Genomic DNA, 24028 nt, shown 5'->3' on the forward strand with positions numbered 1-24028 from the left:
GCTCAGCGGTCGTCGGTACGACGCTCAGCGGTCGACGATGCGGTCGAACTGCGTGGTGGTGTGCCGGAGATGGGCCACCAGCTCCTCGCCGACCTTCGGCTCGGCGGCGTCGGAGGGCACGAACAGGATCGACACCTGCATGTGCGGCGGCTCCGCGAACCAGCGCTGCTTGCCGCCCCAGACGAACGGAGAAAGGTTCCGGTTCACCGTGGCGAGGCCCGCGCGGGCGACACCCTTGGCGCGCGGCATGACGCCGTGCAGCGCCTTGGGGGCCTCCAGGCCCACCCCGTGCGACGTACCGCCCGCCACAACGACCAGGAAGCCGTCCGAGGCCGCCTTCTGCTGCCGGTAGCCGAAGCGGTCGCCCTTGGCCACGCGCGTGACGTCCAGGACGGCCCCGCGGTACTCGGTGGCCTCATGGTCGCCCAGCCACAGCCGCGTGCCGATCCGCGCGCGGAAACGGGTCTGCGGGAACTGCTGCTGGAGCCGGGCCAGATCCTCGGCCTTGAGGTGGCTGACGAACATCGTGTGCAGCGGCAGACGCGCCGCGCGCAGTCGGTCCATCCAGCCGATGACCTCCTCGACGGCGTCCGAGCCGTCGGTGCGGTCGAGCGGCAGATGGATGGCGAAGCCCTCCAGGCGGACGTTCTCTATGGCGGCGTGCAGCTGCGGCAGATCCTGCTCGCTGATGCCGTGCCGCTTCATCGAGGACATCACCTCGATGACCACCCGGGCGCCCACGAGGCCGTAGACCCCGTCGATCGACGACACCGAGCGGATGACGCGGTCGGGCAGCGGCACGGGCTCCTCACCGCGCCGGTACGGCGTCAGCACCAGCAGGTCACCGCCGAACCAGTCCTTGATGCGCGCGGCCTCGTACGTCGTGCCGACGGCGAGGACGTCCGAGCCGAGCCGGGTGGCCTCCTCGGCCAGCCGCTCGTGCCCGAAGCCGTAGCCGTTGCCCTTGCAGACCGGGACGAGCCCTGGGAACTGGTCCTGCACGTGCTTGTGGTGCGCACGCCAGCGCGCGGTGTCGACGTAGAGCGTGAGCGCCATGGCCGGACCTGGAACCTTTCTCGTGGCTGCGGTGTATCAGAGGTGTGAAAGCAAATTGTGGTGTCTCAGCGGCGCGACATGTAGATGTCGAGCGCCTTGTGGAGCAGCTTGTTGAGCGGGAAGTCCCACTCGCCGAGGTACTCGGCGGCCTGACCACCGGTGCCGACCTTGAACTGGATCAGGCCGAAGAGGTGGTCGGTCTCGTCCAGCGAGTCGGAGATGCCGCGCAGGTCGTAGACGGTCGCGCCGAGCGCGTAGGCGTCGCGCAGCATGCGCCACTGCATCGCGTTCGAGGGCCGGACCTCACGGCCGATGTTGTCGGAGGCACCGTAGGAGTACCAGACATGCCCACCGACGATCAGCATCGTCGCCGCCGACAGGTTCACGCCGTTGTGGCGGGCGAAGTACAGCCGCATGCGGTTGGGGTCCTCGGTGTTGAGGGCCGTCCACATGCGCTGGAAGTACGACAGCGGGCGGGGCCGGAAGTGGTCGCGCACGGCCGTGATCTCGTACAGCCGCTGCCACTCCTCAAGGTCGTGGTAGCCGCCCTGGACGACCTCGACGCCGGCCTTCTCGGCCTTCTTGATGTTGCGGCGCCACAGTTGGTTGAAGTTCTTGTGGACCTCTTCCAGGGAGCGGTTCGCCAGCGGCACCTGGTAGACGTAACGAGGCTGGACGTCACCGAAGCCCGCGCCACCGTCCTCGCCCTGCTGCCAGCCCATACGACGGAGCTTGTCGGCGACCTCGAAGGCACGCGGCTCGATGAAGTCGGCCTCGATGTCGCGCAGTCGCTTCACGTCGGGGTTCTGGATGCCCGCCTTGATGGAGGTGGCCTCCCAGCGCCGGATGATCACCGGCGGGCCCATCTTCACGGAGAAAGCGCCCTGGTGCTTGAGGTGGGCGAGCATCGGTTCCAGCCAGTCGGTCAGATTCGGCGCGAACCAGTTGATGACCGGGCCCTCGGGCAGATAGGCCAGATAGCGCTTGATCTTGGGCAGTTGGCGGTAGAGGACCAAGCCCGCGCCGACCATGTCGCCGGTCTTGTCGTCGAACCAGCCGAGGCTCTCCGAGCGCCACTCCGCCTTGACGTCTGCCCAGGCCGGAACCTGCATGTGGCTAGCCGCCGGCAGGCTCTGGATGTACGCCAGATGCTGCTCGCGGCTGATCGTCCTCAGGGTCAGGCTCATTCGGGGCGCTCCTCGGGCTGGTGTGTCCCCATGGGTACAGGGGCTCCGGCTCTCGCGCCGAAGCCTACTGCGCCCAGCGAGCGCCCCGACTGGGCGTACGGAACCTGCGCCCCGGCTCGAGGGCCGCCGAGGTGTTCCGTGGTGCTTCTGGGTGATGTGAAGAGGACGGTGTCCCTGGCGTCAGCTGATCCAGCCGCCGAAGAGGCCGCCGTGGGCCATGCCGAGGAAGAAGCCGACCGCCGAGGCGCCGAGGCCGAGGATCAGTCCGAAGCGCTCACGGGTCGTCTCCGAGATCCACTGGCCGTACGCGCCGGTGCAGATCCCCACCAGGCCGGCCCAGGAGCTGAGCAGGTGGAGGTTGTGGAACATCGCCGTGACGAAAGCCAAGATCCCCAGCACCAGGGTCACCGCGAGCAGCGAGTCCTGGAGAGGGTGGGGTTTTCCGTCCGTGGCGAAAAGGCCTCCGACGGCGGTGTTGGGTCGCATTGCCTGTGCCATAGGGCACCTCCTGCGGAAGGCGGCGCATCGTAGCGCCATACACACCCGATGTGTACAGATTGTCGGTCCTGGCGGCCGGATTTCAACCGGAAGCCGGTGTGCGGGTAGTCTGTACCGTCTGCACTGGTGTCTGCCCATGTCACGACCGGGACTACCGCGAGGAAGCCCCGATTGTCAGTGGCGGCCGATACCGTTGCGTACGCATCACGACCCTCCTGCCACGGAACGACCGTGGCCGCTGAGTCCAAAGGAGGTGGGTTCCACATGCGTCACTACGAGGTGATGGTCATCCTCGACCCCGATCTGGAGGAGCGCGCTGTCGCCCCCCTGATCGAGAACTTCCTTTCCGTCGTCCGTGAGGGCAACGGAAAGGTCGAGAAGGTCGACACCTGGGGCCGTCGTCGTCTCTCGTACGAGATCAAGAAGAAGCCCGAGGGCATCTACTCGGTCATCGACCTGCAGGCCGAGCCTGCGGTCGTCAAGGAGCTCGACCGCCAGCTGAACCTGAACGAGTCGGTCCTCCGGACCAAGGTCCTCCGCCCCGAGACCCACTGAGCTCTCCCGCTCAGCTGATCTCGGGATTCGAGTAGCAGCAACCAAGCAGCCAGAGCAGCAAACCCGCCGAGAGGTACCCCCATGGCAGGCGAGACCGTCATCACGGTCGTCGGCAATCTTGTCGACGACCCCGAGCTGCGCTTCACCCCCTCCGGTGCGGCGGTCGCGAAGTTCCGTGTCGCGTCCACCCCCCGCACCTTCGACCGTCAGACGAACGAGTGGAAGGACGGCGAGAGCCTGTTCCTGACCTGCTCGGTCTGGCGTCAGGCGGCGGAGAACGTCGCGGAGTCGCTCCAGCGAGGCATGCGCGTCATCGTGCAGGGCCGGCTGAAGCAGCGGTCCTACGAGGACCGTGAGGGCGTCAAGCGCACGGTCTACGAGCTGGACGTCGAGGAAGTCGGCGCCAGCCTGAAGAACGCCACGGCCAAGGTCACCAAGACCGCCGGCGGTGCCGGCCGAGGTGGCCAGGGTGGTTACGGCGGCGGTGGCGGCCAGGGTGGCGGCGGCTGGGGTGGAAACTCCGGCGGCGGCCAGCAGGGCGGCGGCGGTGCTCCCGCCGACGACCCGTGGGCTACCGGCGCTCCCGCCGGTGGCAACCAGGGCGGCGGCGGTGGCGGCGGCTGGGGTGGAAACTCCGGCGGCGGCCAGCAGGGCGGCGGCTACTCGGACGAGCCCCCCTTCTAAGGGCTCGTATCCCCACTTCTTGATCACACAGGAGAAACACCATGGCGAAGCCGCCTGTGCGCAAGCCTAAGAAAAAGGTCTGCGCTTTCTGCAAGGACAAGGTCACGTACGTGGACTACAAGGACACGAACATGCTGCGGAAGTTCATTTCCGACCGCGGCAAGATCCGTGCCCGCCGCGTGACCGGCAACTGCACGCAGCACCAGCGTGACGTCGCCACGGCCGTCAAGAACAGCCGTGAGATGGCGCTGCTGCCCTACACGTCCACCGCGCGATAAGGGAAGGGTGACCGACTCATGAAGATCATCCTCACCCACGAGGTCTCTGGCCTCGGTGCCGCTGGCGACGTCGTCGACGTCAAGGACGGTTACGCTCGCAACTACCTGATCCCGCGGAAGTTCGCTATCCGCTGGACCAAGGGTGGCGAGAAGGACGTCGAGCAGATCCGTCGTGCTCGCAAGATCCACGAGATCCAGACCATCGAGCAGGCCAACCAGGTCAAGGGCCAGCTCGAGGCCGTCAAGGTCCGTCTGGCCGTGCGCTCCGGCGACGCTGGTCGTCTCTTCGGTTCCGTCACCCCGGCCGACATCGCCTCGGCGATCAAGGCTTCCGGTGGCCCCGAGGTCGACAAGCGTCGCATCGAGCTCGGTTCGCCGATCAAGACCCTGGGCGCCCACGAGACGTCCGTGCGTCTGCACCCCGAGGTTGCCGCCAAGGTCAGCATCGAGGTCGTCGCGGCCTGACCGCTGCGCTCGGCTTGAGCAGTTGTGAGAGGGGCCGTACCCACTGGGTACGGCCCCTCTTGTTCGCCCGAGTCGAGCGGCTTGGCGTCTCTCGGTGTTTCACGTGAAACGTCCCGGACCGGCATGCTTCATGTGAAGCGAAATATCGCGGGCTGACATCCCAGGAGGGCGTGTTTCACGTGAAACGAGCCAGCATCGAGCGTCGTTTTCATGGGAAACGTCAGCGGGTCGCGCCCGTGACGATCCAGCGCCCGGAACGAGCGCGCAGCCACAGGGTCAGCATGCGAACAGCCATCATCAGCGTCATGGCTCCCCACAGGGCGGTCAGGCCACCGCCGAGCACCGGTACCAGCAGAGCCACGGGCGTGAAGACCGCCAGCGTGAGCACCATCGCCCATGCCAGGTATGGCCCGTCTCCTGCACCCATCAGTACGCCGTCCAGGACGAACACGATTCCGCAGATCGGCTGGGAGAGTGCCACGACGAGCAATGCGGGCAGCGCGGCATCCTTCACTACGGGGTCACTGGTGAACAGGGGCAGGAACACGGGTCGGGTCACGACCACCAGCAGGCCGAGTATCACGCCGACCGCGATCCCCCACTGCACCATGCGGCGGCATGCCTCGCGTGCGCCCTGGGCGTCGCCCGCACCGAGGTAGCGGCCGATGATGGCCTGCCCCGCGATGGCGATGGCGTCCAGGGCGAAGGCGAGGAGGCTCCACAGGGACAGGATGATCTGATGCGCCGCGATGTCGGCGTCGCCGAGACGGGCCGCGACCGCGGTGGCGATCATCAGGATGGCCCGGAGCGAGAGCGTTCGGACGAGCAGGGGGACGCCGGCCTGAGCCGAGGCTCGGATGCCCGCCGCGTCGGGACGCAGAGAGGCGCCGTGGGCTCGGGCTCCGCGGACGACCACCGCGAGGTAGACGGTCGCCATGCCGCACTGGGCGATGACGGTGCCCCAGGCGGAGCCGGCGATGCCGAGGTCGGCGCCGTAGACCAGGCCCACGTTCAGGACCGCGTTGGCGACGAAGCCACCGATGGCGACGTAGAGGGGAGTCTTCGTGTCCTGCAGGCCCCGCAGAACTCCGGTCGCGGCGAGAACGATAAGCATGGCCGGGATGCCGAGGGAGGAGATCCGGAGATACGTGGTCGCGTACGGAGCGGCCGTGTCCGAGGCACCGAAGAGCTCCACCAGGGCGGGCGCCGTGGGCAGGACGACGGCGACGACCGCGGCGCCGATCAGGAGCGCCAGCCAGATGCCGTCCATGCCCTGCCGGATGGCGGACTGGAGGTCACCGGCGCCGACCCGCCGGGCGACAGCCGCTGTGGTGGCGTAGGCGAGAAAGACGAAGACGCTGACGGCGGTCACGAGGAGGGCCGAGGCGACGCCCAGACCCGCGAGTTGTGCGGTGCCGAGATGGCCCACGATCGCGCTGTCCGCCAGGACGAAGAGTGGCTCGGCGACAAGCGCGCCGAAGGCCGGGACGGCCAGGGCGACGATCTCTCGGTCGTGCTGGCGCCGGGCGGCGCGCGAGGTCGCGGGAGCGTGTGTCATGAGCACCAATCTAATCGTCCACAGGTAATGGATGCAATTGATTAGAGACCCTTACTTGGTGTCTTGTGCGGCACGCTTGCGCGGCTCGTTCGATCTGATCTTGGTCCGACTGGGAAAGTTTTTCTTCTGCACAGCCGGTGGATGGGAAGTATGCAGGTCAGGGTGGGTCTCTCGGAAGAAGGGCGAGCTTGTTCACAGGGCTGTCCACCGGGTCGTGCACAGGTTTTGCGGAGTTCTCCACAGCATCCGGGCCGTCGTCCACATGGCCTGTGGATAACCAGATTGGCTGACGGTGCCGACGGGCCTACGGTGGTCCGGCGCCCGCTCCATCCGTCGGCCGGGAAACCATCACAAAACCGACGCGCCACAAACGGAGTTGGGCCTCTCATTTGTCAGTGCCGTGCCGTAGAAAGAGACGCACGGCGAGGTCCGCTCGGCGGACGGGAGGAGGTGGCTCGGTGAGTATTTCCGAGCCCTTGGACGATCCGTGGGCCGACAGCGGTCCCAGTGATCGTCTGCCTGCCTCGCGCCGACGCGGCGAGGGGGGCAGGGGCCGCGACGAACAGCACGACCGCGGCCGGGAGAACGGTGAATGGGACGGCGGAGGCACCTCGTTCGAGCGGGTGCCGCCGCAGGACCTCGACGCGGAGCAGTCCGTGCTCGGCGGCATGCTCCTGTCCAAGGACGCCATCGCCGACGTCGTCGAGGTCATCAAGGGCCATGACTTCTACAAGCCGGCCCACGAGACGATCTTCCAGGCCATCCTCGACATCTACGCCAAGGGTGAGCCGGCCGACCCCATCACGATCGCCGCCGAGCTGACCAAGCGCGGCGAGATCAACAAGGTCGGCGGCGCATCGTATCTGCACACCCTCGTCCAGACGGTTCCGACGGCGGCAAACGCCGAGTACTACGCGGAGATCGTCCATGAACGGGCCGTGCTGCGGCGGCTGGTCGAAGCCGGCACCCGCATCACCCAGATGGGATACGCGGCCGACGACGACGTCGACGAGATCGTCAACCGCGCCCAGGCCGAGATCTACGCGGTCACCGAGCAGCGCACCAGCGAGGACTACCTCCCGCTCGGGGACATCATGGAGGGCGCGCTCGACGAGATCGAGGCGATCGGCTCCCGTACCGGCGAGATGACCGGTGTGCCCACCGGCTTCACCGACCTCGACTCGCTCACCAACGGGCTGCACCCGGGCCAGATGATCGTCATCGCGGCCCGACCCGCCATGGGTAAGTCCACCCTGGCGCTGGACTTCGCGCGGGCTGCGTCGATCAAGAACAACCTGCCGAGCGTCATCTTCTCCCTCGAAATGGGGCGCAACGAGATCGCGATGCGTCTGCTGTCGGCCGAGGCGCGCGTGGCCCTGCACCACATGCGGTCCGGCACCATGACGGACGAGGACTGGACACGCCTGGCCCGTCGGATGCCGGAGGTGTCGGCCGCACCGCTCTACATCGACGACTCCCCGAACCTGTCGATGATGGAGATCCGCGCGAAGTGCCGTCGGCTCAAGCAGCGCAACGACATCAAGCTCGTGATCATCGACTATCTCCAGCTGATGCAGTCCGGCAAGCGATCCGAGAGCCGTCAGCAGGAGGTCTCGGACATGTCCCGTAACCTCAAGCTCCTCGCCAAGGAGCTCGAAGTCCCGGTGATCGCGCTCTCGCAGCTCAACCGTGGCCCCGAGCAGCGCACGGACAAGAAGCCCCAGGTGTCCGACCTGCGTGAGTCCGGCTCCATCGAGCAGGACGCGGACATGGTGATCCTGCTCCACCGCGAGGACGCCTACGAGAAGGAGTCGCCGCGCGCCGGCGAGGCGGACATCATCGTCGGCAAGCACCGTAACGGCCCGACAGCGACGATCACGGTCGCCTTCCAGGGCCACTACTCCCGCTTCGTGGACATGGCCCAGACCTGAGCCGTCCCTCCCGCGCCAAATCAGCTCGACGCCCCGGCACTCGCCGGGGTGGACTGGGGCCATGACGACATCCCAGGAAGAGCTGCTCCCCGGCACGTGCCGCGCACTGCTGCACCGCATCGCCGTGGCCCAGGCCGAAGGGCGGACACCGTCGCTGGTCGCGGCGGTCGTGCGGGGCGGCCGGGCCGTCTGGCACGGCTCACGGACCTCGGTGGACGGACACGGCCCGGACGAGAACGTGCAGTACCGGATCGGCTCGATCACCAAGACCTTCACCGCCGTACTCGTGCTCCGGTTGCGCGACGAGGGCGTGCTGGACCTCGGTGACCCGCTGGAGAAGCACGTGCCGGGGACCGGCGCGGGGGAGGCGACCATCGCCGAACTGCTCGCACACACCGCCGGGTTGGCGGCCGAGTCACCGGGGCCGTGGTGGGAGCGGACCCCGGGCGCCCTGCGTCCCGAACTGTCGGACGTCCTGGGCGAGCAGCCCTTCCTGCATCCGGCCGGCCGCCGCCATCATTACTCGAACCCTGGTTACACCCTGCTGGGCGCCCTGGTGGAGAAGCTGCGCGGGGCACCGTGGGAAGAGGTGCTACGGCGTGAGGTGCTCGAACCCCTGGGCCTGGACCGTACGAGCGCTCAGCCCCGGGCGCCCCATGCGGGCGGCTGGGCCGTGCACCCCTGGGCCGACGTGATGCTGCCAGAGCCCACCGAGGACCTGAAGAGGATGGCTGCGGCGGGCCAACTCTGGTCCACGACGGGAGACTTGGCGAAGTTCGCGGCCTTCCTGGCCAACGGGGACGACCGGGTACTGAGCGCGGAGACGGTACGGGAGATGCGTACGCCCGCCGCGCCGGCCGAGGTCGCCGATGTGGTGGACGGTGCCTCCTACGGCCTCGGGTTGCAGATCCAGCACCGGGACGGCCGACTGCTGGTGGGGCACTCCGGTTCCCTGCCGGGGTTCCTGGCCAACCTCACGATCAGCGTGGCGGACGATGTCGCGGCGGTGGTGCTGACCAACTGCACCTCCGGACCGATGCTGTCCTCCGTGGGCGCCGACCTCGTCCGGATCGTCGCCGAGGCCGAGCCGCGCATTCCCGACCCGTGGCGCCCGCTGCCCGAAGTCGACGCCGACGTCCTGGAGTTGGCGGGGCAGTGGTACTGGGGCACGCACGCCTTCGCCCTGCGGCTCACCGCCGAGGGAGGAGTCTCCATGGGGCCGTTGTCCGGCGGTGGCCGTCGCTCACGCTTCCGCGCCAACGGTGGCGGCACCTGGACGGGGCTGGAGGGCTACTACGCCGGAGAGCTTCTACGGGCCGTACGGCGGCCGGACGGCAGCGTGAGCCACCTGGACCTGGGGTCGTTCGTGTTCACGCGTGAGCCGTACGACGAGGGGGCTCCTGTGCCGGGTGGGGTGGACCCGGAGGGATGGCGCGGCATCGGTTGAGCGGTGCGGGGGCTTGTTTCACGTGAAACAAGCCCCCGCGCTACACGGAACATCAGAGCGGCAGTTTGAAGCCCACGTGCGAGGCCTCGAAACCGAGCCGTTCGTAGAAGCGGTGGGCGTCGGTACGGGTGACGTCGGAGGTCAGCTGTACCAACTGGCAGTTCTGGCGCCGGGATTCGTCGATCGCCCACTCGATGAGCTGCGTGCCCAGACCGCTGCCGCGCTCGTCGGCGTGTACGCGGACGCCTTCGATGATCGACCTGGTGGAGCCGCGCCGGGACAGGCCGGGGATGACCGTGAGCTGGAGGGTGCCGACGACGCGGCCCTCGCGCACGGCGACCATCAGGTGCTGGTTGGGGTCGGCGCTGAGCCGCTCCAGGGCCGTCAGATACGGGGCGAGGTCGTCGGGTGACTCGCGCTGGGCACCCAGCGGATCGTCGGCGAGCATCGCGACGATCGCGGCGACGTCGTCGGAGCCGGCGGCACGTATTTCAAGATCTCCCATGCCGTCAGCCTATGCGGGCGCCTTCAGCGACTCGACGACCTTGACCAGGGGCGCCAGCTCGGGGTTCCTGGCCGCTTCGTCCAGCGCCTCGCGCAGCGCGGAGTCGTTGGTCGGCCGCGCCTCCTCCAGCAGGGCAAGGCCTGCCGGCGTGACGTTGGTGTAGATGCCGCGGCGGTCGGTGGGGCACAGGTAGCGGGTCAGCAGGCCGCGGTCCTCCAGCCGGGTGACGAGTCGCGTGGTGGCGCTCTGGCTCAGCACGACCGCGTCGGCCACCTGCTTCATCTGGAGGTGGCCGCCGTCGCCGTCGTGCTGGCGGCTGAGGACGTCGAGCAGGGAGTACTCGCGCACGCTGAGGTCGTGCCGGGTCTGGAGGGCTCGCTCGATATGCGCCTCGATCCTCCCGTGCAGCAGGGAGAGGGCGCACCAACCCTGGGCGAGGGCGGTGAGTGCGGGGTCCGTCGCTGTCATTGGCGCTTCCTTCGTCCCGGAACGGCTGAAACCAGGATAGGGCAGACCCGCAATAGCCTGCGCTTGCAATTAACGAGCGTCTGCAAGTATTGTCATCAACCGTAAAGCGCTCATGCAATCAACCGGGAAGGTGCAGACCTCCATGCCTCTCGCGCTTCTTGCCCTCGCGATCGGGGCCTTCGGCATCGGAACCACCGAGTTCGTGATCATGGGCTTGCTGCCCGAGGTCGCGGGAGACTTCGGTGTCTCCATCCCCACGGCCGGCTTCCTGGTGACGGGCTACGCGCTCGGCGTCATGTTCGGCGCCCCGCTCATGACCGTGCTCGGCACCAAGGTCTCCCGCAAGCGCATGCTGATGGCGCTCATGGGCCTGTTCATCGCCGGCAACCTGCTCTCCGCCCTCGCCCCCGCGTTCGGCGTCATGCTGATCGGCCGGATCGTCGCCTCGCTCGCCCACGGCGCCTTCTTCGGCATCGGATCGGTCGTCGCGGCCGATCTGGTCGCCCCGGACAAGAAGGCCGGCGCCATCGCGATGATGTTCACCGGTCTGACGGTCGCCAACGTCGTCGGTGTGCCGCTCGGCACCCTCGTCGGACAGACCGCCGGCTGGCGGGTCACCTTCGCCGTCGTCGCCGCGCTCGGCGTCGTCGGCCTGGTCGGCATCGCCAAGCTGGTCCCCGACCTGCCCAAGCCCGAAGGCGTGCACCTGCGCCACGAACTGGCCGCCTTCAAGAACACCCAGGTCCTGCTCGCCATGGCGATGACCGTGCTCGGCTTCGGCGGTGTCTTCGCTGCGATCACCTATATCGCGCCGATGATGACCCACGTCACCGGCTTCGCCGACGGCTCCGTCACCTGGCTGCTCGTCCTCTTCGGCCTCGGCATGGTCGGCGGCAACCTGGTCGGAGGCAAGTACGCGGACCGAGCCCTGATGTCCATGCTGTACGTCTCCCTGGGCGCCCTCGCGATCGTCCTCGCGCTCTTCACGCTCACCGCCCACAACAAGGTGCTCGCGGCCGTCACGATCGCGCTCATCGGCGCCCTCGGCTTCGCCACCGTCCCGCCGCTCCAGAAGCGCGTCCTCGACCAGGCGCACGGCGCCCCGACGCTCGCCTCGGCCGTGAACATCGGCGCCTTCAACCTCGGCAACGCACTCTCCGCCTGGCTCGGCGGCCTCGTCATCAGCGCCGGCCTCGGCTACACCGCCCCCAACTGGGTGGGCGCGGCCCTCGCGGCGGGCGCCCTGGGCCTCGCCGTCCTCTCGGCGGCCCTGGAACGCCGGGACAACGGGCCCAGCGTGATAGTCGCCGGAGCCGGAGCCGGAGCCGGAGCCGGAGCCGGAACTGGGACTGGGACTGGAGCGGCAGCCGTGTCCGCCGAGCAGCGGTCCGTCGCCCACCACTGAGGCTGCGCCCGCCGCCGACCTGGCGGTGCGGACATCGCGCCGGTCCCCGTAACTCCTCGGGGACCGGCGCAGTCGTATATCGGCGCTCCTCAGCTCTCCGTGGCGGTCACGGTCACCCCGCCGCCACCGTCACCGGCGCGAACCGACGGTTCCAGTCGCCCGGCAGCTCCGGGATGCCGTACGTCATGACCGCGTTGAATGCGATGGACGCCAGGCCGTGCTCCTTCGCCCAGGCCAGCAGTTCTTCGTGACGTACGTCGATGTCGGTGCGCAGCGGGCGGTCCGTGTGGGCGGCGAGGGAGGCGATGAGCGCCTTGGCCGTCTCCGTGTCCCGGGCCACGAGCGGGCCCACGACATGGGTGTCCATGTTGGGCCACGCGGCCGCGTATCCGATGATCCGGCCGCTCTCCTCGGCGACCCGCAGCTGGTCGGCGAAGGCGGGCAGGCGCGTGACGATGTGCGTGCGGTCGGCGCCGAACACCGCTTCGTCGAGCCGGAGGATGGCGGAGAGATCTCCACCCGTGGCCGCCCGTGTCGTGACGGTGGGCCGGTAACCGTCGGCGTTGAAGTGGCCTCGCACCATCTCCGCTCGGCCGGTGGCCTTGAAGCCGAGTTCCTCGTAGAGGGGGCGGCCGTTCGGTGTCGCGTGCAGGGTGAGGGGTGTGGTGCCCATCGCCGCGAGCACATGGCGCATCAAGCGGCGGCCGATGCCTTTCCGGGCGTGCCGTTCGGCGACCAGGACCATGCCGATGGCTCCCAGTTCCGGGCGCTCCTGCGGCCCGTACGTGGTGACGACGCAGGCGCTGACGAGTCCGCCCTCGGGATCGTCGATGCCGTATCCCGTTCCGGAGGCGAGGAGGTAGCCCCACTTGTGCTCCTCGCGCGGCCACCCCCGGTCCTCGGACAAGTCGGCGCAGGCGACGAGATCGCGATGCGTCAGACGGCGGATGGGCAGAGAAGCGGGGGAAGGTGTCGACACGCAGGTCAGGCTGTCTGAAGGGCACCCCTGGCGTCCACCTGTTTCCGCGGAGAAGTACGAGCTTTTGGCCATGCCGTAGCCGTCCGCACAGCCCGACGACAGCTGGTCGTCGTTTCACGTGAAACATGGGCGAGCCGCAGGAATCCGGCGTCCTCGTCGATGTACCGAAAGCCGGCCCGGCTAGCCTCGGGGCCCATGGCCAGACTTCATCTCTTCGATCTCGACGGCACGTTGTTGCACGGAACCTCCGCCCCTGTCGAGATATCCCGGCAGCTCGGCCTGGAAGCCGAGGTCGTGGCCCTCGACCAGGCGATCTCGTCGGGTCTCATCGAGCCGCCCGAGTATGCGACGCGGGTGCACACCCTGTGGGCGGATCTCACGGACGCCCATGTGACGGCCGCATTCGAGGGGGCGCCTTGGCTGGCCCGTATTCGTGAGGTCTGGGGGGAGATCCGAAGCAACGGCGACTACTGCGCCGTGGTGTCGCTGTCGCCGTCCTTCTTCGTGGAGCGACTCATCGACTGGGGTGCGCATGCGGCGCACGGGTCGCGCTTTCCCGCCGTGCCGTTCACCGAGCCCGTGGATCCGGCCGGGGCGCTCAGTGCGGCGGCCAAGGTCGTGATTGCCGATCGGTTGTGCAAGGAGTTCGGGGTCACTCGGGCCGATTGTGTCGCTTATGGAGACTCGTCGTCCGACAGGGACCTCTTCGGTGTGGTTCCGGTCTCCGTGGCGGTCAATGCCGACAGTCATCTGACCGGTCTCGCGACCCACTCCTATGCGGGGAAGGATCTGTGGGGAGCCTATGAATTGGCGCGTCGCTCCTGGTAATTGAGCGAATTCATGGTGAGTGCCCTTGGCTCATTCATGGCGGACCGAGGGGGGACTTGTGTGCGGAGCGGTGCCCGGTAGGGTCGACTCCGGTTCTCGTCCGGCGAGGAGCGTGTTCTCTGTGCACCTCCCCGTGTCGGGCCGCGAACGAGGCAACGCAGCCTAATGGGACGGAGAGATCGAAGACCCGCATTTTCGGTTATGCGGCCGGGTATCCGTGCGCGATGGGATGCTGCGGTGAGAGCGCTGCGGCCAATGTCGCACTGTCTCCTTACTTGTCCGTATGGGGCGTTAATACGGGTCGAACAAGGCCGCATCGGCCGTGGCCATCGACGGAGAAAGCAAGCCGTCTGCGGGGGCAGCAGGCACATTCCGACCGGGGAAGTGCGCAGACCGACCGAAAGATGTTCGAGGCGAGGCACACCATGGACGCTCCGACCACCACGTCGGCCGACAACGGCACTTCCGGCGGCGGGGGCGGCTGGTTCACGCCGCACCAGCAGCCGGTGACGGCGCCGGACGGTGAGCAGGAAGCTGCCGAGGGCAACCGATTGGCGGCACTGCGCCCCGTCGGCAGGACCACGACCGGCCACGACGAGCACACGGCGGCACCAGAGACGGGGCAGCATCACCAGCCCGCACCACCTGCCCCTCAGCAGCCCGTATCCCCCGTCCCGCAGTCACTCGCCCCTCACCAGCCCGCGCCCCCCGCCCCGCCGTCACCCGTACCGACCCCACAGACGCCCCCGATATCGGCCTCCGCGGCCCCTCCAGCCGAACGGCGTGTGCCGCCTCAGCGGGCCGCCTCCGCGAGGGCTCAGCAAGCCTCCCCGGACGCGGTTCTCATCCGCCGGACCATGGCGGAGGTCGGCCCCGTGGCCGACAAGGTCACCTCGTACTTCTACGCCCTGCTCTTCGTCCGCCACCCCGAGTTGCGCTCGCTCTTCCCCGCGGCGATGGACACCCAGCGGGACCGGCTGCTCAAGGCGCTGCTCACCGCCGCGGAACACATCGACAACACCCCCGTGCTCGTTGACTACCTCCAGAACCTAGGCCGCGGTCACCGCAAGTACGGCACCCGTCCTGAGCACTACCCGGCCGTCGGCGAGTGCCTCATCGGCGCGCTGAGCAAGTACGCCGAGCACGTCTGGGGGCCGGAGTTCGAGGCGGCGTGGGTCCGGGCGTACACGACGATCTCGCAGGTGATGATCGACGCGGCAGCCGCGGATGAACTGCGTGCGCCCCCCTGGTGGCACGCGGAGGTCGTCGCGCACGACCTGAGGACGCCGGACGTCGCCGTCGTGACCGTCCGCCCGGACCAGCCCTATCCCTTCCTCGCCGGGCAGTACACGAGCCTGGAGACGCCCTGGTGGCCGCGGATCTGGCGGCACTACTCCTTCGCTTCGGCACCCCGTTCCGACGGCCTGCTGTCGTTCCATGTGAAGGCCGTCCCCGCGGGCTGGGTCTCGGGCGCCCTGGTGCACCGCGCCCGGCCCGGCGACATCCTCCGCCTCGGCCCGCCGGCCGGCTCGATGACCGTGGACCACACCACCGACAGCGGCCTGCTCTGCCTGGGCGGCGGTACCGGCATAGCGCCCATCAAGGCACTGGTCGAGGACGTGGCCGAACGCGGCGAGCGCCGCCCGGTCGAGGTCTTCTACGGCGCCCGCACCGACATCGACCTGTACGACATCGACACGATGCTCCGTCTCCAGCAGTCCCACCCCTGGCTCTCGGTCCGCGCGGTCATCGACCAGCAGGCGCGTCTCCAGCTCCCCGACGCGATCCGCAGGTACGGCCCCTGGAACGAGTACGACGCCTACGTCTCGGGCCCTCCCGGGATGATCCGCAGGGGTGTGGACGCGCTGAGGGACAGCGGCATCCCTTCCGAGCGCATCCGCCACGACTCGGTCGAGGAGCTCGTCGTCATCGGCGACTGAGCAGCCCGGCTCTGCCTCATCCCAGGTCGGGCGCGTGCATGGCACGTACGCCCTCGATGTTGCCGTCCAGGTAGTGGCGCAGCGACAGCGGTACGAGGTGGACGGAGGCGATCCCGACCCGGGTGAACGGCACCCGCACGATCTCGTACTCGCCGATGGGCTCATCGACCTCGGGGCCGTGCCGCAGGGAGGTGTCCATGGACTCCAGACGGCAGACGAAGAAGTGCTGGACCTTCACCCCGGTCGCACCGCCGTCCTCGCCGATGTGCTCGACGGTGTCGACGAAGCAGGGGACCACGTCGGTGATCTTGGCGCCGAGCTCCTCGTACACCTCGCGGTGCAGCGCGTCGACGACGGTCGTGTCACTCGGCTCGACCCCGCCACCGGGGGTGAGCCAGTAGGGATCCACACCAGGCTTGGTGCGCTTGATCAGGATCAGGTCGTCGCCGTCCAGGAGAACGGCACGTGCGGTGCGCTTGACCACGGGTCGGACGGTCATGGGTGAAATGTGGCCCGCTTGGTTCCACGTGAAACATCGCCCGCGGTCATTGCCCGAGTGCATCGGGCACCTGGTCGAGAATCGCAGGTCAGCCCCAGTCGTCTGCCGCCCGCAACAGCCACTCGTGCGCCCGTGCCACATGCGGCATCGCCAGCGTGCCGGTGCGGACCACCAGGAAGTACGTCCGCAACGGCGGCACCGCGGGATGGTGCAGCGCGACCACGTCCCCTCGCTCCAGCGCCTCGGCGCACAGATAGCGGGGCAGCACCGCCAGCCCGGCTCCCGCCGCAGCGCAGGCCAGTACGGCGCGCAGGTCGGGGACGATGACGGTACCCGGAGCGGCCGGTCGGGAGTCGAAGACGGACGCCCAGTAACGGGAGACCAACGGCAGCGACTCATGCACCTCGACCACCGGAACGTTCTCCAGGGCGTGCGCGCCCTTGTGGCGCACTGTTCCCGCGCCGATCTGCTCGGCCCGGCGCGGGGAGGCGACCAGGACGTGGACCTCGTCGCAGAGCGGAGTCGCGGTGAGCAGGGCACCGCGCGGACGGGCCGTGCAGATGGCCAGATCATGATGTCCGGCGGCCAGCCCCTCCAGGGTCTCCTCGGCGTTCCCGAAGGAGGCGCGCAGTGCGAAGCCCTGGCCGTCCTCGCCGGTCAGTTCGGTGAGCGCGGGGAGGGCCCGTTCGGCGGTGAACTCGGGTGGCCCGGCGAGGTGCAGGGTGCGTAAGGACGACTCGTCGTCGAGCCCCGTCTCGGCTATCTCCACGAGGGCGTCGAGGTGCGGCGCCGCCTTGTGGGCGAGCTCGTCGCCGATGGTCGTCGGGGTCACGCCACGCGCCTGCCGCAGGAACAGGGGGCGGCCCAACTGCCGTTCCAGGGTGCGGATCTGCGAGGTCACAGCGGGCTGCGAGAGGCCCAACAGCGCGGCGGCGCGGGTGAAGGAGCCGGCCCGGTGCACGGTCACGAAGGTCCGCAACAAGGCCAGATCCATGCTGCGCCCTCCCCTTCCGTGCCTGTTCCAGCCCCCGGCCGGGCCCCAACTATAAATATGTCGATAGGTCTCTGTCGCTACTGTGATTGGACACTGACACAGAGTCAACTAGCCTTGTTCGCGCGGTTCTTCGCGCGCGGAACCGAGGACGGTCCGAGCCACGAGGGGGGAGGCTCGGACCGTCCGTTGTACGTAGCTCGACACCGACCGACGGGTACGTGTAGCGGTCATTCGGCCGACTCCCGCAGCGCACGCAGCACATCCGTCACCAGGTCCTCGGTGTCCTCGGCGCCGGCCGAGAAGCGGATGAAGCCTTCCGGCACCGCGTCCCCGCCCCAGCGCCCTCGCCGTTCGGCCGTCGAGCGCACCCCGCCGAAGCTGGTCGCGTCGTCCACGAGCCGCAGCGCCTGAAGGAAGCGCTCGGCACGCGCGCGCGTGGGCAGCGTGAAGGAGACCACGCACCCGAAGCGGCGCATCTGCCGCGCGGCGATCTCGTACGACGGGTCGTCCGGCAGCCCCGGATAGCGCACCCCGAGCTCCTCCGGCCCGTCCCGCAGCGCCTCGGCGACGGCCAGCGCGTTGGCGCTCTGCCGCTCGACACGCAGTTGGAGCGTGGCGATCGAGCGGTGCGCCAGCCAGGCCTCCATGGGCCCGGGGATCGCCCCGACGAGCTTGCGCCAGCGTCGTACGGCCGTCATCGCCTCGGCGTCGCGGGCGCTGACGTAGCCCAGGAGGACGTCTCCGTGCCCTGTGAGCTGCTTGGTGCCGCTCGCCACGGAGAAGTCGGCACCGAGCTCCAGGGGGCGCTGTCCGAGCGGTGTGGCGAGCGTGTTGTCGACCGCGACGAGGGCACCACGCGCGTGTGCCGCGTCCACGAGCCGCCGGATGTCGCAGACGTCGAGCCCGGGGTTGGACGGCGTCTCGAGCCACAGCAGCCGCGCGCCCTCCAGCACGGCCAGCTGGGCGTCCGCGCCGGTCGGAGCGGTGCGGACCTGGATGCCGTACGCCCGCAGCTGTTCGTGGACCAGGGGCAGCGCCTGGTAGCCGTCGTCGGGCATGACGACCGTGTCCCCGGCGCGCAGTTGGGAGAAGAGCACCGACGAGATGGCGGCCATCCCGGAGGCGAACACGAGCGTCCGGACGTCGTCCCGCCCGGGTGCCTCCAGCTCACTGACGGCCCGCTCCAGCAGGGTCCAGGTGGGGTTCTCGTCGCGGCCGTAGGTGTACGGCCCCTCGACGTCGCCCGGCAGATGGAAGTGGGCGGCGAAGACCGGGCCGGGAAGGGTGGGCTCGTTCTTGACGGGCTCGGGGAGTCCGGCCCGCACCGCGCGCGTGCCCTCCCCGGTGCCCCCGGTCGATTCGCTCATGCGGCCTGTCCCTCCACGTGTTCACGGACGGCGGCGAGCAGCCCCTCGCTCGCCGCCTCCACCATCTCCAGACACTCCTCGAAGCCGTCCATGCCGCCGTAGTAAGGGTCCGGTACGTCGAGATCGTCGCCCGCCGACCTGTCGTACGAGCGCAGCAGACGCACCTTCGCCGCGTCCTCCGGGGTGGGCGCGAGACGGCGCAGGGCCCTGAGGTGGCCGTGGTCGAGGGCGATCACGAGGTCGAGGCGGGCGAACCACGACGGCCGGAACTGACGGGCCGTGTGGGCGCTGTCGTACCCGTGTTCCTCGAGGACGGACACGGTGCGCGGATCGGCGCCGTCGCCCTCGTGCCAGCCGCCCGTGCCGGCGCTGTCGACCTCGACCCGGTCGTCGAGCCCGGCCTCCGCGGTGCGGGCGCGGAAGACGGACTCGGCCATCGGCGAGCGGCAGATGTTGCCGGTGCAGACGAAACAGACGCGGTAGGTCATCCCCGGGCTCAGTCCCCGTCGGGGAGGATGACGTTGAGCGCCCAGGACACGATCGAGATGATCAGGCCACCGAGGACGGCGGTCCAGAAGCCGTCGACGTGGAAGCTCAGGTCGAGCTTGTCCGCCAGCCACGACGTCAGCAGCAGCATCAGCGCGTTGACGACCAGGGTGAACAGGCCGAGCGTCAGGATCAGCAGCGGGAGGCTGAACAGCTTCACGATCGGCTTGACCAGGAAGTTGACCACGCCGAAGATCAGCGCGACGAGGATCAGGGTCCCGATCTTCTTACCAGTGCTGTCACCGGTCAGGGTGATCTTGTCGAGCAGCCACACGGCGACCGCCAGGGCGCCCGCGTTGGCGATCGTCTTGACTACAAAATTCTTCATGTGTCTGATCGTGGCAGAAGAGATCGGTTACCAGCAGTGGGACGAGGGTGGACAACGGCGATGAAGGCATTCCGGCTGGACGAACTGGAGGCGGAGCGCGCCGCCAATGACGGCGCCTACCTGCAGTTTCTGCGGGAACGGAACATGTCGGTCGGCCTGTACGCACTGGACGCCGGTGAGCATGATCCACAGAAGCCGCACAACCAGGACGAGGTCTACTTCGTTGTGAGCGGCCGTGCCGCGATCACGGTGGGGATGGAGACGACCCAGGTGGCCCGGGGCAGCGTGGTGTACGTGCCGGCCGGTGTCGCCCACAAGTTCCACCACATCAGCGAGGACCTGAGGGTCCTGGTGGTGTTCTCTCCGCCGGAAAGCTGAGCAGCCGTCTCGGGGTTCCCTAGGGGTTCGATCAGGGGAGGACGGGGGGTGCGAAGCCCCCGCCCGGGCCCTTGCCCGTCCTAGCATCGAAGCAGGACATCGGAATGATCCGGCGCCAAGAGAAGCCGGGACGAGAGAGGTAAGGGCGATGCGTGAGATCTTCGCGGGACTGCCGTGGTGGGTGAAGTGGATCGCGGTGCCCGTCATCGCCCTGGTCGTGTTCGGCGGGCTGATAGCCAGTGTTCTGCACTTCGTCGTCTGGCTGCTCTTCAGGGCACTGGTCTTCGTGGCCCTGGTCGGCGGGCTCATCTATGTCGTACGGAAGTTCACGTCGAGCTCCTCGTCGCGCAGCGACTGGTGAGGAGCGCGTGGGGCATCGGTGATCGGTAACAGGAATCACCGGTTCCCTCGGGCGAGGGAAGTTTTCGGCACAGGCCGTCTGTGAGCGGTGGCAGGCGGTTAAAGTCCGGAATTCGACGCGGGGACGATCCCCCGCGAGCGGCGTACACCCCCTCCCGTGTCCCCCCGCACGGGCAGCCCCCTCGTGCTTCGGGAGTGACCCTTGGCCACGGTTGACACCGCCCCCGCAGAACTTCACGTACCCCTACAGACGGCGCCCCCGGCACGACCGGAGAGTTCCGTACGACGGGACGGGACGACGGCGGCCCCGGACCAGCCGGATCCGTCCGAGCAAGCCCCTTCCGGGACCCTCATCGGCTCCGTGCAGCGCGCGATGCGCCTGCTGGAGTCCGTCGCCGGACACGAGCACGGCGCCCCCGCCAAGCAACTGGCCCGGGAGACCGGCCTGGCCCTGCCGACGGCCTACCACCTACTGCGCACGCTGGTCCACGAGGGCTATCTGCGCCGCGACAAGGGCCTGTTCTTCCTCGGCGCGGCGGCTGAGCGACTGAGCAGCAGCGGAGCCCAGGAGAAACGTCGCAGCACCGTTGTCGAGGCCCTCGCGCACTGGCGGGACGTGATCGGCGTACCCGTGTACTACGCCATGTACCGCGACGGCGAGATCGAGGTCATGTGCGTCTCCGACACCCCGGGCAATCCCGCGGTCGAGGAGTGGGCCGACTTCCGTGAGACCGGGCACGCGCACGCCATCGGTCAGTGCCTGCTCTCCCAGCTCGACGAGAGCGCCCGCCGCGACCACCTCGAGCGCTACCCCGTACAGGCCATCACCCCGTACACCGTGCGTGACAGCCATGTGCTGCTCCGGCGGCTGGACCGGATGGGGCGGATGGACCCGGTCTTCGAAGAGCAGGAGTACGCCCTCGGGACGGTGTGCGCGGCGATTCCCATCACCATCGGGCCCACCGCCGCGACGATGGCCATTTCTCTCCCTTCCCACCAGGCCGATCGACTGCTAAGCGCCACACGTCAGCTACAGAGCGAGATCGGACAGCTCCTGGGGTCGCTCGCGATCTCTATCAGTATCTGAAAACTCACTCCTTGTGATCTCCCGTATACGTTCAGCAAGATTCCTACAGTGTCAAAGGGATCATTCCCGGCCAGTCAACTCAGATGACGGGGTAGGCGATGGACGAGTCCGTGCAGGCAGAGGTCATGATGAGCTTTCTCGTCTCCGAGGAGCTCTCTTTCCGTATCCCGGTGGAGCTGCGCTACGAGACCTGTGATCCCTATGCCGTGCGACTGACCTTCCATCTGCCCGGGGACGCGCCGGTGACCTGGGCCTTCGGGCGCGAGCTGCTGATCGACGGTGTGGGACGGCCGAGCGGTGACGGGGATGTGCGGATCGCGCCGGCCGAGGCGGACACGCTCGGTGAGGTTCTGATCCGGCTTCAGGTCGGTGCCGACCAGGCGCTGTTCCGTTCGTCGACGGCGCCGCTGATCGCCTTCCTCGACCGCACCGACAAGCTGGTGCCGCTGGGGCAGGAAGGGGCCCTCGCGGACTTCGACGCCCATCTCGACGAGGCGCTGGACCGCATCCTGGCGGAGGAGCAGAGCGCGGGCTGAAGCGCCCCGCCGGGAGGGAGGCGGAACGCTTCAGCGGGAGACGTGGAGCTATGCAGGAACGCTTCTTCTGGGATCCTCTCGGAGGATCTCCTCTAGGCAGATCCTCTGTGGAGGCGGGGTTCCTGGTGCCGCGGTTTCCACAGACCTCGGGCTTCGGCGGCGGACCGCCGGACCGGCGTCAGCGCTTGCGCCGGCGGCCACGGCCACCCCGTGCGGCGGCAGCCTGCGGAACTTGGGCGCCCTGCGGACCGTACGCTCCCGCCTGGCCCCCCGCCCCCGCCCCGGCCGGAGTCGGCTCGCCGCCCGTGGGAACCGTCGCGGAGCCCGGCCGGTCGGCCGCGACGACCAGGGCCGCGAGAGCGGTGGTGACCGGTACGGACGCCACCAGGCCGATCGAGCCGACCAGCGTGCGCACGATCTCCTCCGCGACCAACTCGCTGTTGGCGACCGTTCCCACGCTGCTCTGCGCGATCGAGAAGAGCAGCAGCAGGGGGAGCGCGGCGCCCGCGTAGGCCAGGACGAGGGTGTTGACGACCGAGGCGATGTGGTCGCGGCCGATGCGGATGCCCGCGCGGTACAGCCCGCGCCAGCCCATCGAGGGGTTGGCCTCGTGCAGCTCCCAGACCGCCGAGGTCTGTGTCACGGTCACGTCGTCGAGGACACCGAGCGAGCCGATGATGACACCTGCGAGCAGCAGACCGCTCATGTCGATCGACGGATAAAGGCCGTGGATCAGACCGGTGTTGTCGTCCGTGTTGCCGGTCAGCGCCGCCCAGCCGATGAACAGCGAGCCGAGGACGCCGATCAGCACCAGCGAGATCAGTGTGCCGAGCACCGCCACGGAGGTTCTCGCCGACAGCCCGTGGCACAGATACAGCGCGATCAGCATGATGGCGCTCGCCCCGACCACTGCCACGACCAGCGGGTTCGAGCCCTGCAGGATCGCGGGCAGGATGAAGAAGTTGAGGATCAGGAAGCTGATGGCCAGCGCGACCAGCGCCATGACGCCCCGCAGCCGCCCGACGACCACGACGGCGAGCGCGAAGATCCCGGCGAGCAGCGCCATGGGGAACCTGCGGTTGACGTCGGTGACCGAGTACTGAAGATCCTTCGGCGCGGAAGGCTCGTAGGCGACCACGACCTTCTCACCCTCGTCCAGCTGACGTGACTGGTCCGGTTGCACGATCTCGGTGAACGTACGGCCCTTGTCCTTGCCGGTGTCGACTCGGATCGTGGCCTTCTTGCAGGTGCCGTCGGCCTCCTGCTGGGCGGAGGAGCCCTCCGCGGTGGAGGTGTCGCCGGTCGGGGTCCCACCCGAGGCGTTCACGGACTTGCAGCTCACCTTGTCGACCTTGGTGACCGTGGCCTGCTGGGTCTGCCGGTCGAACCCGACGCCGGTGCGCTCGTGCGCGGGCGCGCCCCCGGGCCACAGCACGGCGAGACCGACCAGGACGGCGGCGCCGAACGGGATGAGGATCGCCGCGATGACCTTGCGCAGGTGCTGGGAGACGGGGGCGGCCGGGCCGTGGCTGTGACTGTGGCCGTGCGAGTGTCCGTTCCCGCCGTTCCCTCCGGCGCCACCACCTCCACCCTCACCGTCACCGCCGCCGGGGCCTGAGCCGGTGCCGTGCCGGTGTACGACATCGGCGCCGCGGCCGTGATCGTGGTCGTGGCTCTGCTGGCCGTGCTGGCCGTGCTGGCCGTGCTGGCCGTGCTGGCCGTGCTGGCCGCGGTGGTCGTCGTGACCGCCGCCAGGCCCGGGTCCGCGCTGACCTCCGCCGCCACCGATGCCGGGACCGCGCTGCCCCGGGCCACCGACGGCGGGACCGCCTCCGACCGGGCCGCCCGTGCCGGGACCCTGCCTGCTCCAGTCACCCGGTCCAGGCGTGTTCCAGCTGCCCGTTGCGGGCCCGCTCCAGTCGTCCGATCCGCGCTGGGGGCCGTACCCGGAACCGTGCCCAGCACCATGCCCGGTCCTGCCGCCGACGCCGCTGCCCGCGTCGCCCGCGCCTCCGCTCCCGGGCCGGCGCCCGCCCCCGGTGCCAGGCGCTTCGCCTCTGCTGCCGGGGCCACGGGGTGGCTCGGGCGGGTACGGGGGCTGAGGTGTCGTGGTCACCGACCGATCATCGCAAGAACGGCAGGGGCCCTC

Annotated in this window: 26 protein-coding genes; 13 read left to right on the top strand and 13 right to left on the bottom strand. The window is 68.9% G+C overall.

The features are described from left to right. Window positions 1-24 precede the first annotated feature (24 nt). From OG885_RS23070 to OG885_RS23080, 3 genes are all read right to left on the bottom strand, one after another. Window positions 25-1056, bottom strand: coding sequence for an alanine racemase (locus OG885_RS23070; RefSeq protein WP_405734574.1), 1032 nt, complete (start codon window positions 1054-1056; stop codon window positions 25-27). Between the two features lie 65 nt (window positions 1057-1121). Next, complete coding sequence (gene femX / locus OG885_RS23075; protein WP_329337129.1) at window positions 1122-2243, bottom strand: peptidoglycan bridge formation glycyltransferase FemX; 1122 nt, start codon at window positions 2241-2243, stop codon at window positions 1122-1124. Between the two features lie 180 nt (window positions 2244-2423). Further along, window positions 2424-2741, bottom strand: a complete 318-nt coding sequence (locus OG885_RS23080) for a hypothetical protein (RefSeq protein WP_329337130.1) — start codon at window positions 2739-2741, stop codon at window positions 2424-2426. 264 nt (window positions 2742-3005) lie between these two features. On the opposite strand from OG885_RS23080, the gene rpsF reads away from it, so the two are divergent. The 4 genes from rpsF (at window position 3006) to rplI (ending at window position 4723) form a co-directional block, all read left to right on the top strand. Continuing rightward, complete coding sequence (gene rpsF, locus OG885_RS23085; RefSeq protein ID WP_007383258.1) at window positions 3006-3296, top strand: 30S ribosomal protein S6; 291 nt, start codon at window positions 3006-3008, stop codon at window positions 3294-3296. Window positions 3297-3377: 81 nt separating this feature from the next. Next, window positions 3378-3980: a single-stranded DNA-binding protein gene (gene ssb, locus OG885_RS23090; RefSeq protein ID WP_399953380.1), complete on the top strand. Its 603-nt coding sequence runs from the start codon at window positions 3378-3380 to the stop codon at window positions 3978-3980. A 41-nt stretch (window positions 3981-4021) separates the two neighbouring features. Further along, the gene (rpsR, locus tag OG885_RS23095; protein ID WP_003949403.1) at window positions 4022-4258 is read left to right on the top strand and encodes a 30S ribosomal protein S18; all 237 of its coding nucleotides are present in this window, start codon (window positions 4022-4024) and stop codon (window positions 4256-4258) included. A gap of 18 nt (window positions 4259-4276) precedes the next feature. After that, window positions 4277-4723 carry a 50S ribosomal protein L9 gene (gene rplI / locus OG885_RS23100; RefSeq protein ID WP_329337132.1) on the top strand — a complete coding sequence of 149 codons (447 nt, stop codon included), beginning with the start codon at window positions 4277-4279 and terminating at the stop codon, window positions 4721-4723. A gap of 220 nt (window positions 4724-4943) precedes the next feature. Here rplI and OG885_RS23105 read toward each other — a convergent pair whose 3' ends face one another. Beyond that, window positions 4944-6281 (bottom strand): MATE family efflux transporter, encoded by a 1338-nt coding sequence (locus OG885_RS23105; protein WP_405734578.1) that lies wholly within the window; start codon window positions 6279-6281, stop codon window positions 4944-4946. A gap of 458 nt (window positions 6282-6739) precedes the next feature. Here OG885_RS23105 and dnaB point away from each other — a divergent pair, with 458 nt between their 5' ends. Both dnaB and OG885_RS23115 read left to right on the top strand, forming a co-directional pair. Next, on the top strand, window positions 6740-8212 hold the full coding sequence (dnaB, locus tag OG885_RS23110) for a replicative DNA helicase (RefSeq protein WP_405734580.1): 1473 nt from the start codon (window positions 6740-6742) through the stop codon (window positions 8210-8212). 61 nt (window positions 8213-8273) lie between these two features. Continuing rightward, window positions 8274-9659, top strand: a complete 1386-nt coding sequence (locus tag OG885_RS23115; protein ID WP_405734582.1) for a serine hydrolase domain-containing protein — start codon at window positions 8274-8276, stop codon at window positions 9657-9659. A gap of 52 nt (window positions 9660-9711) precedes the next feature. Here OG885_RS23115 and OG885_RS23120 read toward each other — a convergent pair whose 3' ends face one another. Together OG885_RS23120 and OG885_RS23125 are read right to left on the bottom strand one after the other, a co-directional pair. Beyond that, entirely contained in the window at window positions 9712-10164 is a 453-nt protein-coding gene (locus OG885_RS23120; RefSeq protein WP_405734584.1) for a GNAT family N-acetyltransferase, read from the bottom strand. A 9-nt stretch (window positions 10165-10173) separates the two neighbouring features. Next, window positions 10174-10632 (bottom strand): MarR family winged helix-turn-helix transcriptional regulator, encoded by a 459-nt coding sequence (locus OG885_RS23125; protein WP_405734586.1) that lies wholly within the window; start codon window positions 10630-10632, stop codon window positions 10174-10176. Between the two features lie 142 nt (window positions 10633-10774). Here OG885_RS23125 and OG885_RS23130 point away from each other — a divergent pair, with 142 nt between their 5' ends. After that, complete coding sequence (locus OG885_RS23130) at window positions 10775-12037, top strand: MFS transporter (protein ID WP_405734588.1); 1263 nt, start codon at window positions 10775-10777, stop codon at window positions 12035-12037. A gap of 112 nt (window positions 12038-12149) precedes the next feature. Here the strand turns inward: OG885_RS23130 and OG885_RS23135 are convergent, their stop codons facing one another. Further along, window positions 12150-13016 carry a GNAT family N-acetyltransferase gene (locus OG885_RS23135; protein ID WP_405734590.1) on the bottom strand — a complete coding sequence of 289 codons (867 nt, stop codon included), beginning with the start codon at window positions 13014-13016 and terminating at the stop codon, window positions 12150-12152. 195 nt (window positions 13017-13211) lie between these two features. On the opposite strand from OG885_RS23135, the gene OG885_RS23140 reads away from it, so the two are divergent. Together OG885_RS23140 and OG885_RS23145 are read left to right on the top strand one after the other, a co-directional pair. Continuing rightward, window positions 13212-13844, top strand: coding sequence for an HAD family hydrolase (locus tag OG885_RS23140; protein ID WP_405734592.1), 633 nt, complete (start codon window positions 13212-13214; stop codon window positions 13842-13844). A 425-nt stretch (window positions 13845-14269) separates the two neighbouring features. Further along, window positions 14270-15784 (top strand): globin domain-containing protein, encoded by a 1515-nt coding sequence (locus OG885_RS23145; RefSeq protein WP_405734594.1) that lies wholly within the window; start codon window positions 14270-14272, stop codon window positions 15782-15784. 16 nt (window positions 15785-15800) lie between these two features. On the opposite strand, the gene OG885_RS23150 is transcribed toward OG885_RS23145, so the two are convergent. From OG885_RS23150 to OG885_RS23170, 5 genes are all read right to left on the bottom strand, one after another. Further along, window positions 15801-16283, bottom strand: a complete 483-nt coding sequence (locus OG885_RS23150) for an NUDIX domain-containing protein (protein WP_059194394.1) — start codon at window positions 16281-16283, stop codon at window positions 15801-15803. A gap of 88 nt (window positions 16284-16371) precedes the next feature. Further along, window positions 16372-17277, bottom strand: a complete 906-nt coding sequence (locus OG885_RS23155) for a LysR family transcriptional regulator (protein WP_405734597.1) — start codon at window positions 17275-17277, stop codon at window positions 16372-16374. A gap of 227 nt (window positions 17278-17504) precedes the next feature. After that, window positions 17505-18644, bottom strand: coding sequence for a cystathionine gamma-lyase (locus tag OG885_RS23160; protein WP_405734599.1), 1140 nt, complete (start codon window positions 18642-18644; stop codon window positions 17505-17507). Then, a complete protein-coding gene (locus OG885_RS23165) occupies window positions 18641-19132 on the bottom strand; it encodes a low molecular weight protein-tyrosine-phosphatase (RefSeq protein ID WP_405734601.1) in 492 nt (163 codons plus the stop codon). Before OG885_RS23165 ends, OG885_RS23160 begins: the two co-directional genes overlap by 4 nt. An 8-nt stretch (window positions 19133-19140) precedes the next feature. Continuing rightward, complete coding sequence (locus OG885_RS23170) at window positions 19141-19518, bottom strand: phage holin family protein (protein ID WP_405734603.1); 378 nt, start codon at window positions 19516-19518, stop codon at window positions 19141-19143. A 60-nt stretch (window positions 19519-19578) separates the two neighbouring features. Here OG885_RS23170 and OG885_RS23175 point away from each other — a divergent pair, with 60 nt between their 5' ends. The 4 genes from OG885_RS23175 (at window position 19579) to OG885_RS23190 (ending at window position 21879) form a co-directional block, all read left to right on the top strand. Next, complete coding sequence (locus OG885_RS23175; RefSeq protein WP_405734605.1) at window positions 19579-19896, top strand: cupin domain-containing protein; 318 nt, start codon at window positions 19579-19581, stop codon at window positions 19894-19896. 148 nt (window positions 19897-20044) lie between these two features. Then, window positions 20045-20257, top strand: a complete 213-nt coding sequence (locus tag OG885_RS23180) for a DUF5326 family protein (RefSeq protein WP_405734607.1) — start codon at window positions 20045-20047, stop codon at window positions 20255-20257. Between the two features lie 360 nt (window positions 20258-20617). Further along, complete coding sequence (locus tag OG885_RS23185; RefSeq protein ID WP_405742826.1) at window positions 20618-21343, top strand: IclR family transcriptional regulator; 726 nt, start codon at window positions 20618-20620, stop codon at window positions 21341-21343. A gap of 98 nt (window positions 21344-21441) precedes the next feature. Further along, entirely contained in the window at window positions 21442-21879 is a 438-nt protein-coding gene (locus OG885_RS23190; RefSeq protein WP_399953421.1) for an SsgA family sporulation/cell division regulator, read from the top strand. Window positions 21880-22057: 178 nt separating this feature from the next. Here the strand turns inward: OG885_RS23190 and OG885_RS23195 are convergent, their stop codons facing one another. Beyond that, a complete protein-coding gene (locus OG885_RS23195; protein ID WP_405742828.1) occupies window positions 22058-23668 on the bottom strand; it encodes a YibE/F family protein in 1611 nt (536 codons plus the stop codon). Between the last annotated feature and the right edge of the window lie 360 nt (window positions 23669-24028).

This window comes from Streptomyces sp. NBC_00028 (assembly GCF_045041065.1).
Lineage (GTDB): Bacteria > Actinomycetota > Actinomycetes > Streptomycetales > Streptomycetaceae > Streptomyces.

Coding starts and splice junctions, on each gene's coding strand:
- OG885_RS23120 (WP_405734584.1), bottom strand. CDS start 10,164: ATGGGAGATCTTGAAATACGTGCCGCCGGCTCCGACGACGTCGCCGCG.
- OG885_RS23160 (WP_405734599.1), bottom strand. CDS start 18,644: ATGAGCGAATCGACCGGGGGCACCGGGGAGGGCACGCGCGCGGTGCGG.
- OG885_RS23125 (WP_405734586.1), bottom strand. CDS start 10,632: ATGACAGCGACGGACCCCGCACTCACCGCCCTCGCCCAGGGTTGGTGC.
- OG885_RS23150 (WP_059194394.1), bottom strand. CDS start 16,283: ATGACCGTCCGACCCGTGGTCAAGCGCACCGCACGTGCCGTTCTCCTG.
- OG885_RS23180 (WP_405734607.1), top strand. CDS start 20,045: ATGCGTGAGATCTTCGCGGGACTGCCGTGGTGGGTGAAGTGGATCGCG.
- femX (WP_329337129.1), bottom strand. CDS start 2,243: ATGAGCCTGACCCTGAGGACGATCAGCCGCGAGCAGCATCTGGCGTAC.
- OG885_RS23115 (WP_405734582.1), top strand. CDS start 8,274: ATGACGACATCCCAGGAAGAGCTGCTCCCCGGCACGTGCCGCGCACTG.
- OG885_RS23170 (WP_405734603.1), bottom strand. CDS start 19,518: ATGAAGAATTTTGTAGTCAAGACGATCGCCAACGCGGGCGCCCTGGCG.
- OG885_RS23165 (WP_405734601.1), bottom strand. CDS start 19,132: ATGACCTACCGCGTCTGTTTCGTCTGCACCGGCAACATCTGCCGCTCG.
- OG885_RS23155 (WP_405734597.1), bottom strand. CDS start 17,277: ATGGATCTGGCCTTGTTGCGGACCTTCGTGACCGTGCACCGGGCCGGC.
- OG885_RS23145 (WP_405734594.1), top strand. CDS start 14,270: ATGGACGCTCCGACCACCACGTCGGCCGACAACGGCACTTCCGGCGGC.
- OG885_RS23105 (WP_405734578.1), bottom strand. CDS start 6,281: ATGACACACGCTCCCGCGACCTCGCGCGCCGCCCGGCGCCAGCACGAC.
- OG885_RS23130 (WP_405734588.1), top strand. CDS start 10,775: ATGCCTCTCGCGCTTCTTGCCCTCGCGATCGGGGCCTTCGGCATCGGA.
- OG885_RS23175 (WP_405734605.1), top strand. CDS start 19,579: ATGAAGGCATTCCGGCTGGACGAACTGGAGGCGGAGCGCGCCGCCAAT.
- OG885_RS23080 (WP_329337130.1), bottom strand. CDS start 2,741: ATGGCACAGGCAATGCGACCCAACACCGCCGTCGGAGGCCTTTTCGCC.
- OG885_RS23140 (WP_405734592.1), top strand. CDS start 13,212: ATGGCCAGACTTCATCTCTTCGATCTCGACGGCACGTTGTTGCACGGA.
- OG885_RS23190 (WP_399953421.1), top strand. CDS start 21,442: ATGGACGAGTCCGTGCAGGCAGAGGTCATGATGAGCTTTCTCGTCTCC.
- OG885_RS23070 (WP_405734574.1), bottom strand. CDS start 1,056: ATGGCGCTCACGCTCTACGTCGACACCGCGCGCTGGCGTGCGCACCAC.
- ssb (WP_399953380.1), top strand. CDS start 3,378: ATGGCAGGCGAGACCGTCATCACGGTCGTCGGCAATCTTGTCGACGAC.
- rpsF (WP_007383258.1), top strand. CDS start 3,006: ATGCGTCACTACGAGGTGATGGTCATCCTCGACCCCGATCTGGAGGAG.
- rpsR (WP_003949403.1), top strand. CDS start 4,022: ATGGCGAAGCCGCCTGTGCGCAAGCCTAAGAAAAAGGTCTGCGCTTTC.
- rplI (WP_329337132.1), top strand. CDS start 4,277: ATGAAGATCATCCTCACCCACGAGGTCTCTGGCCTCGGTGCCGCTGGC.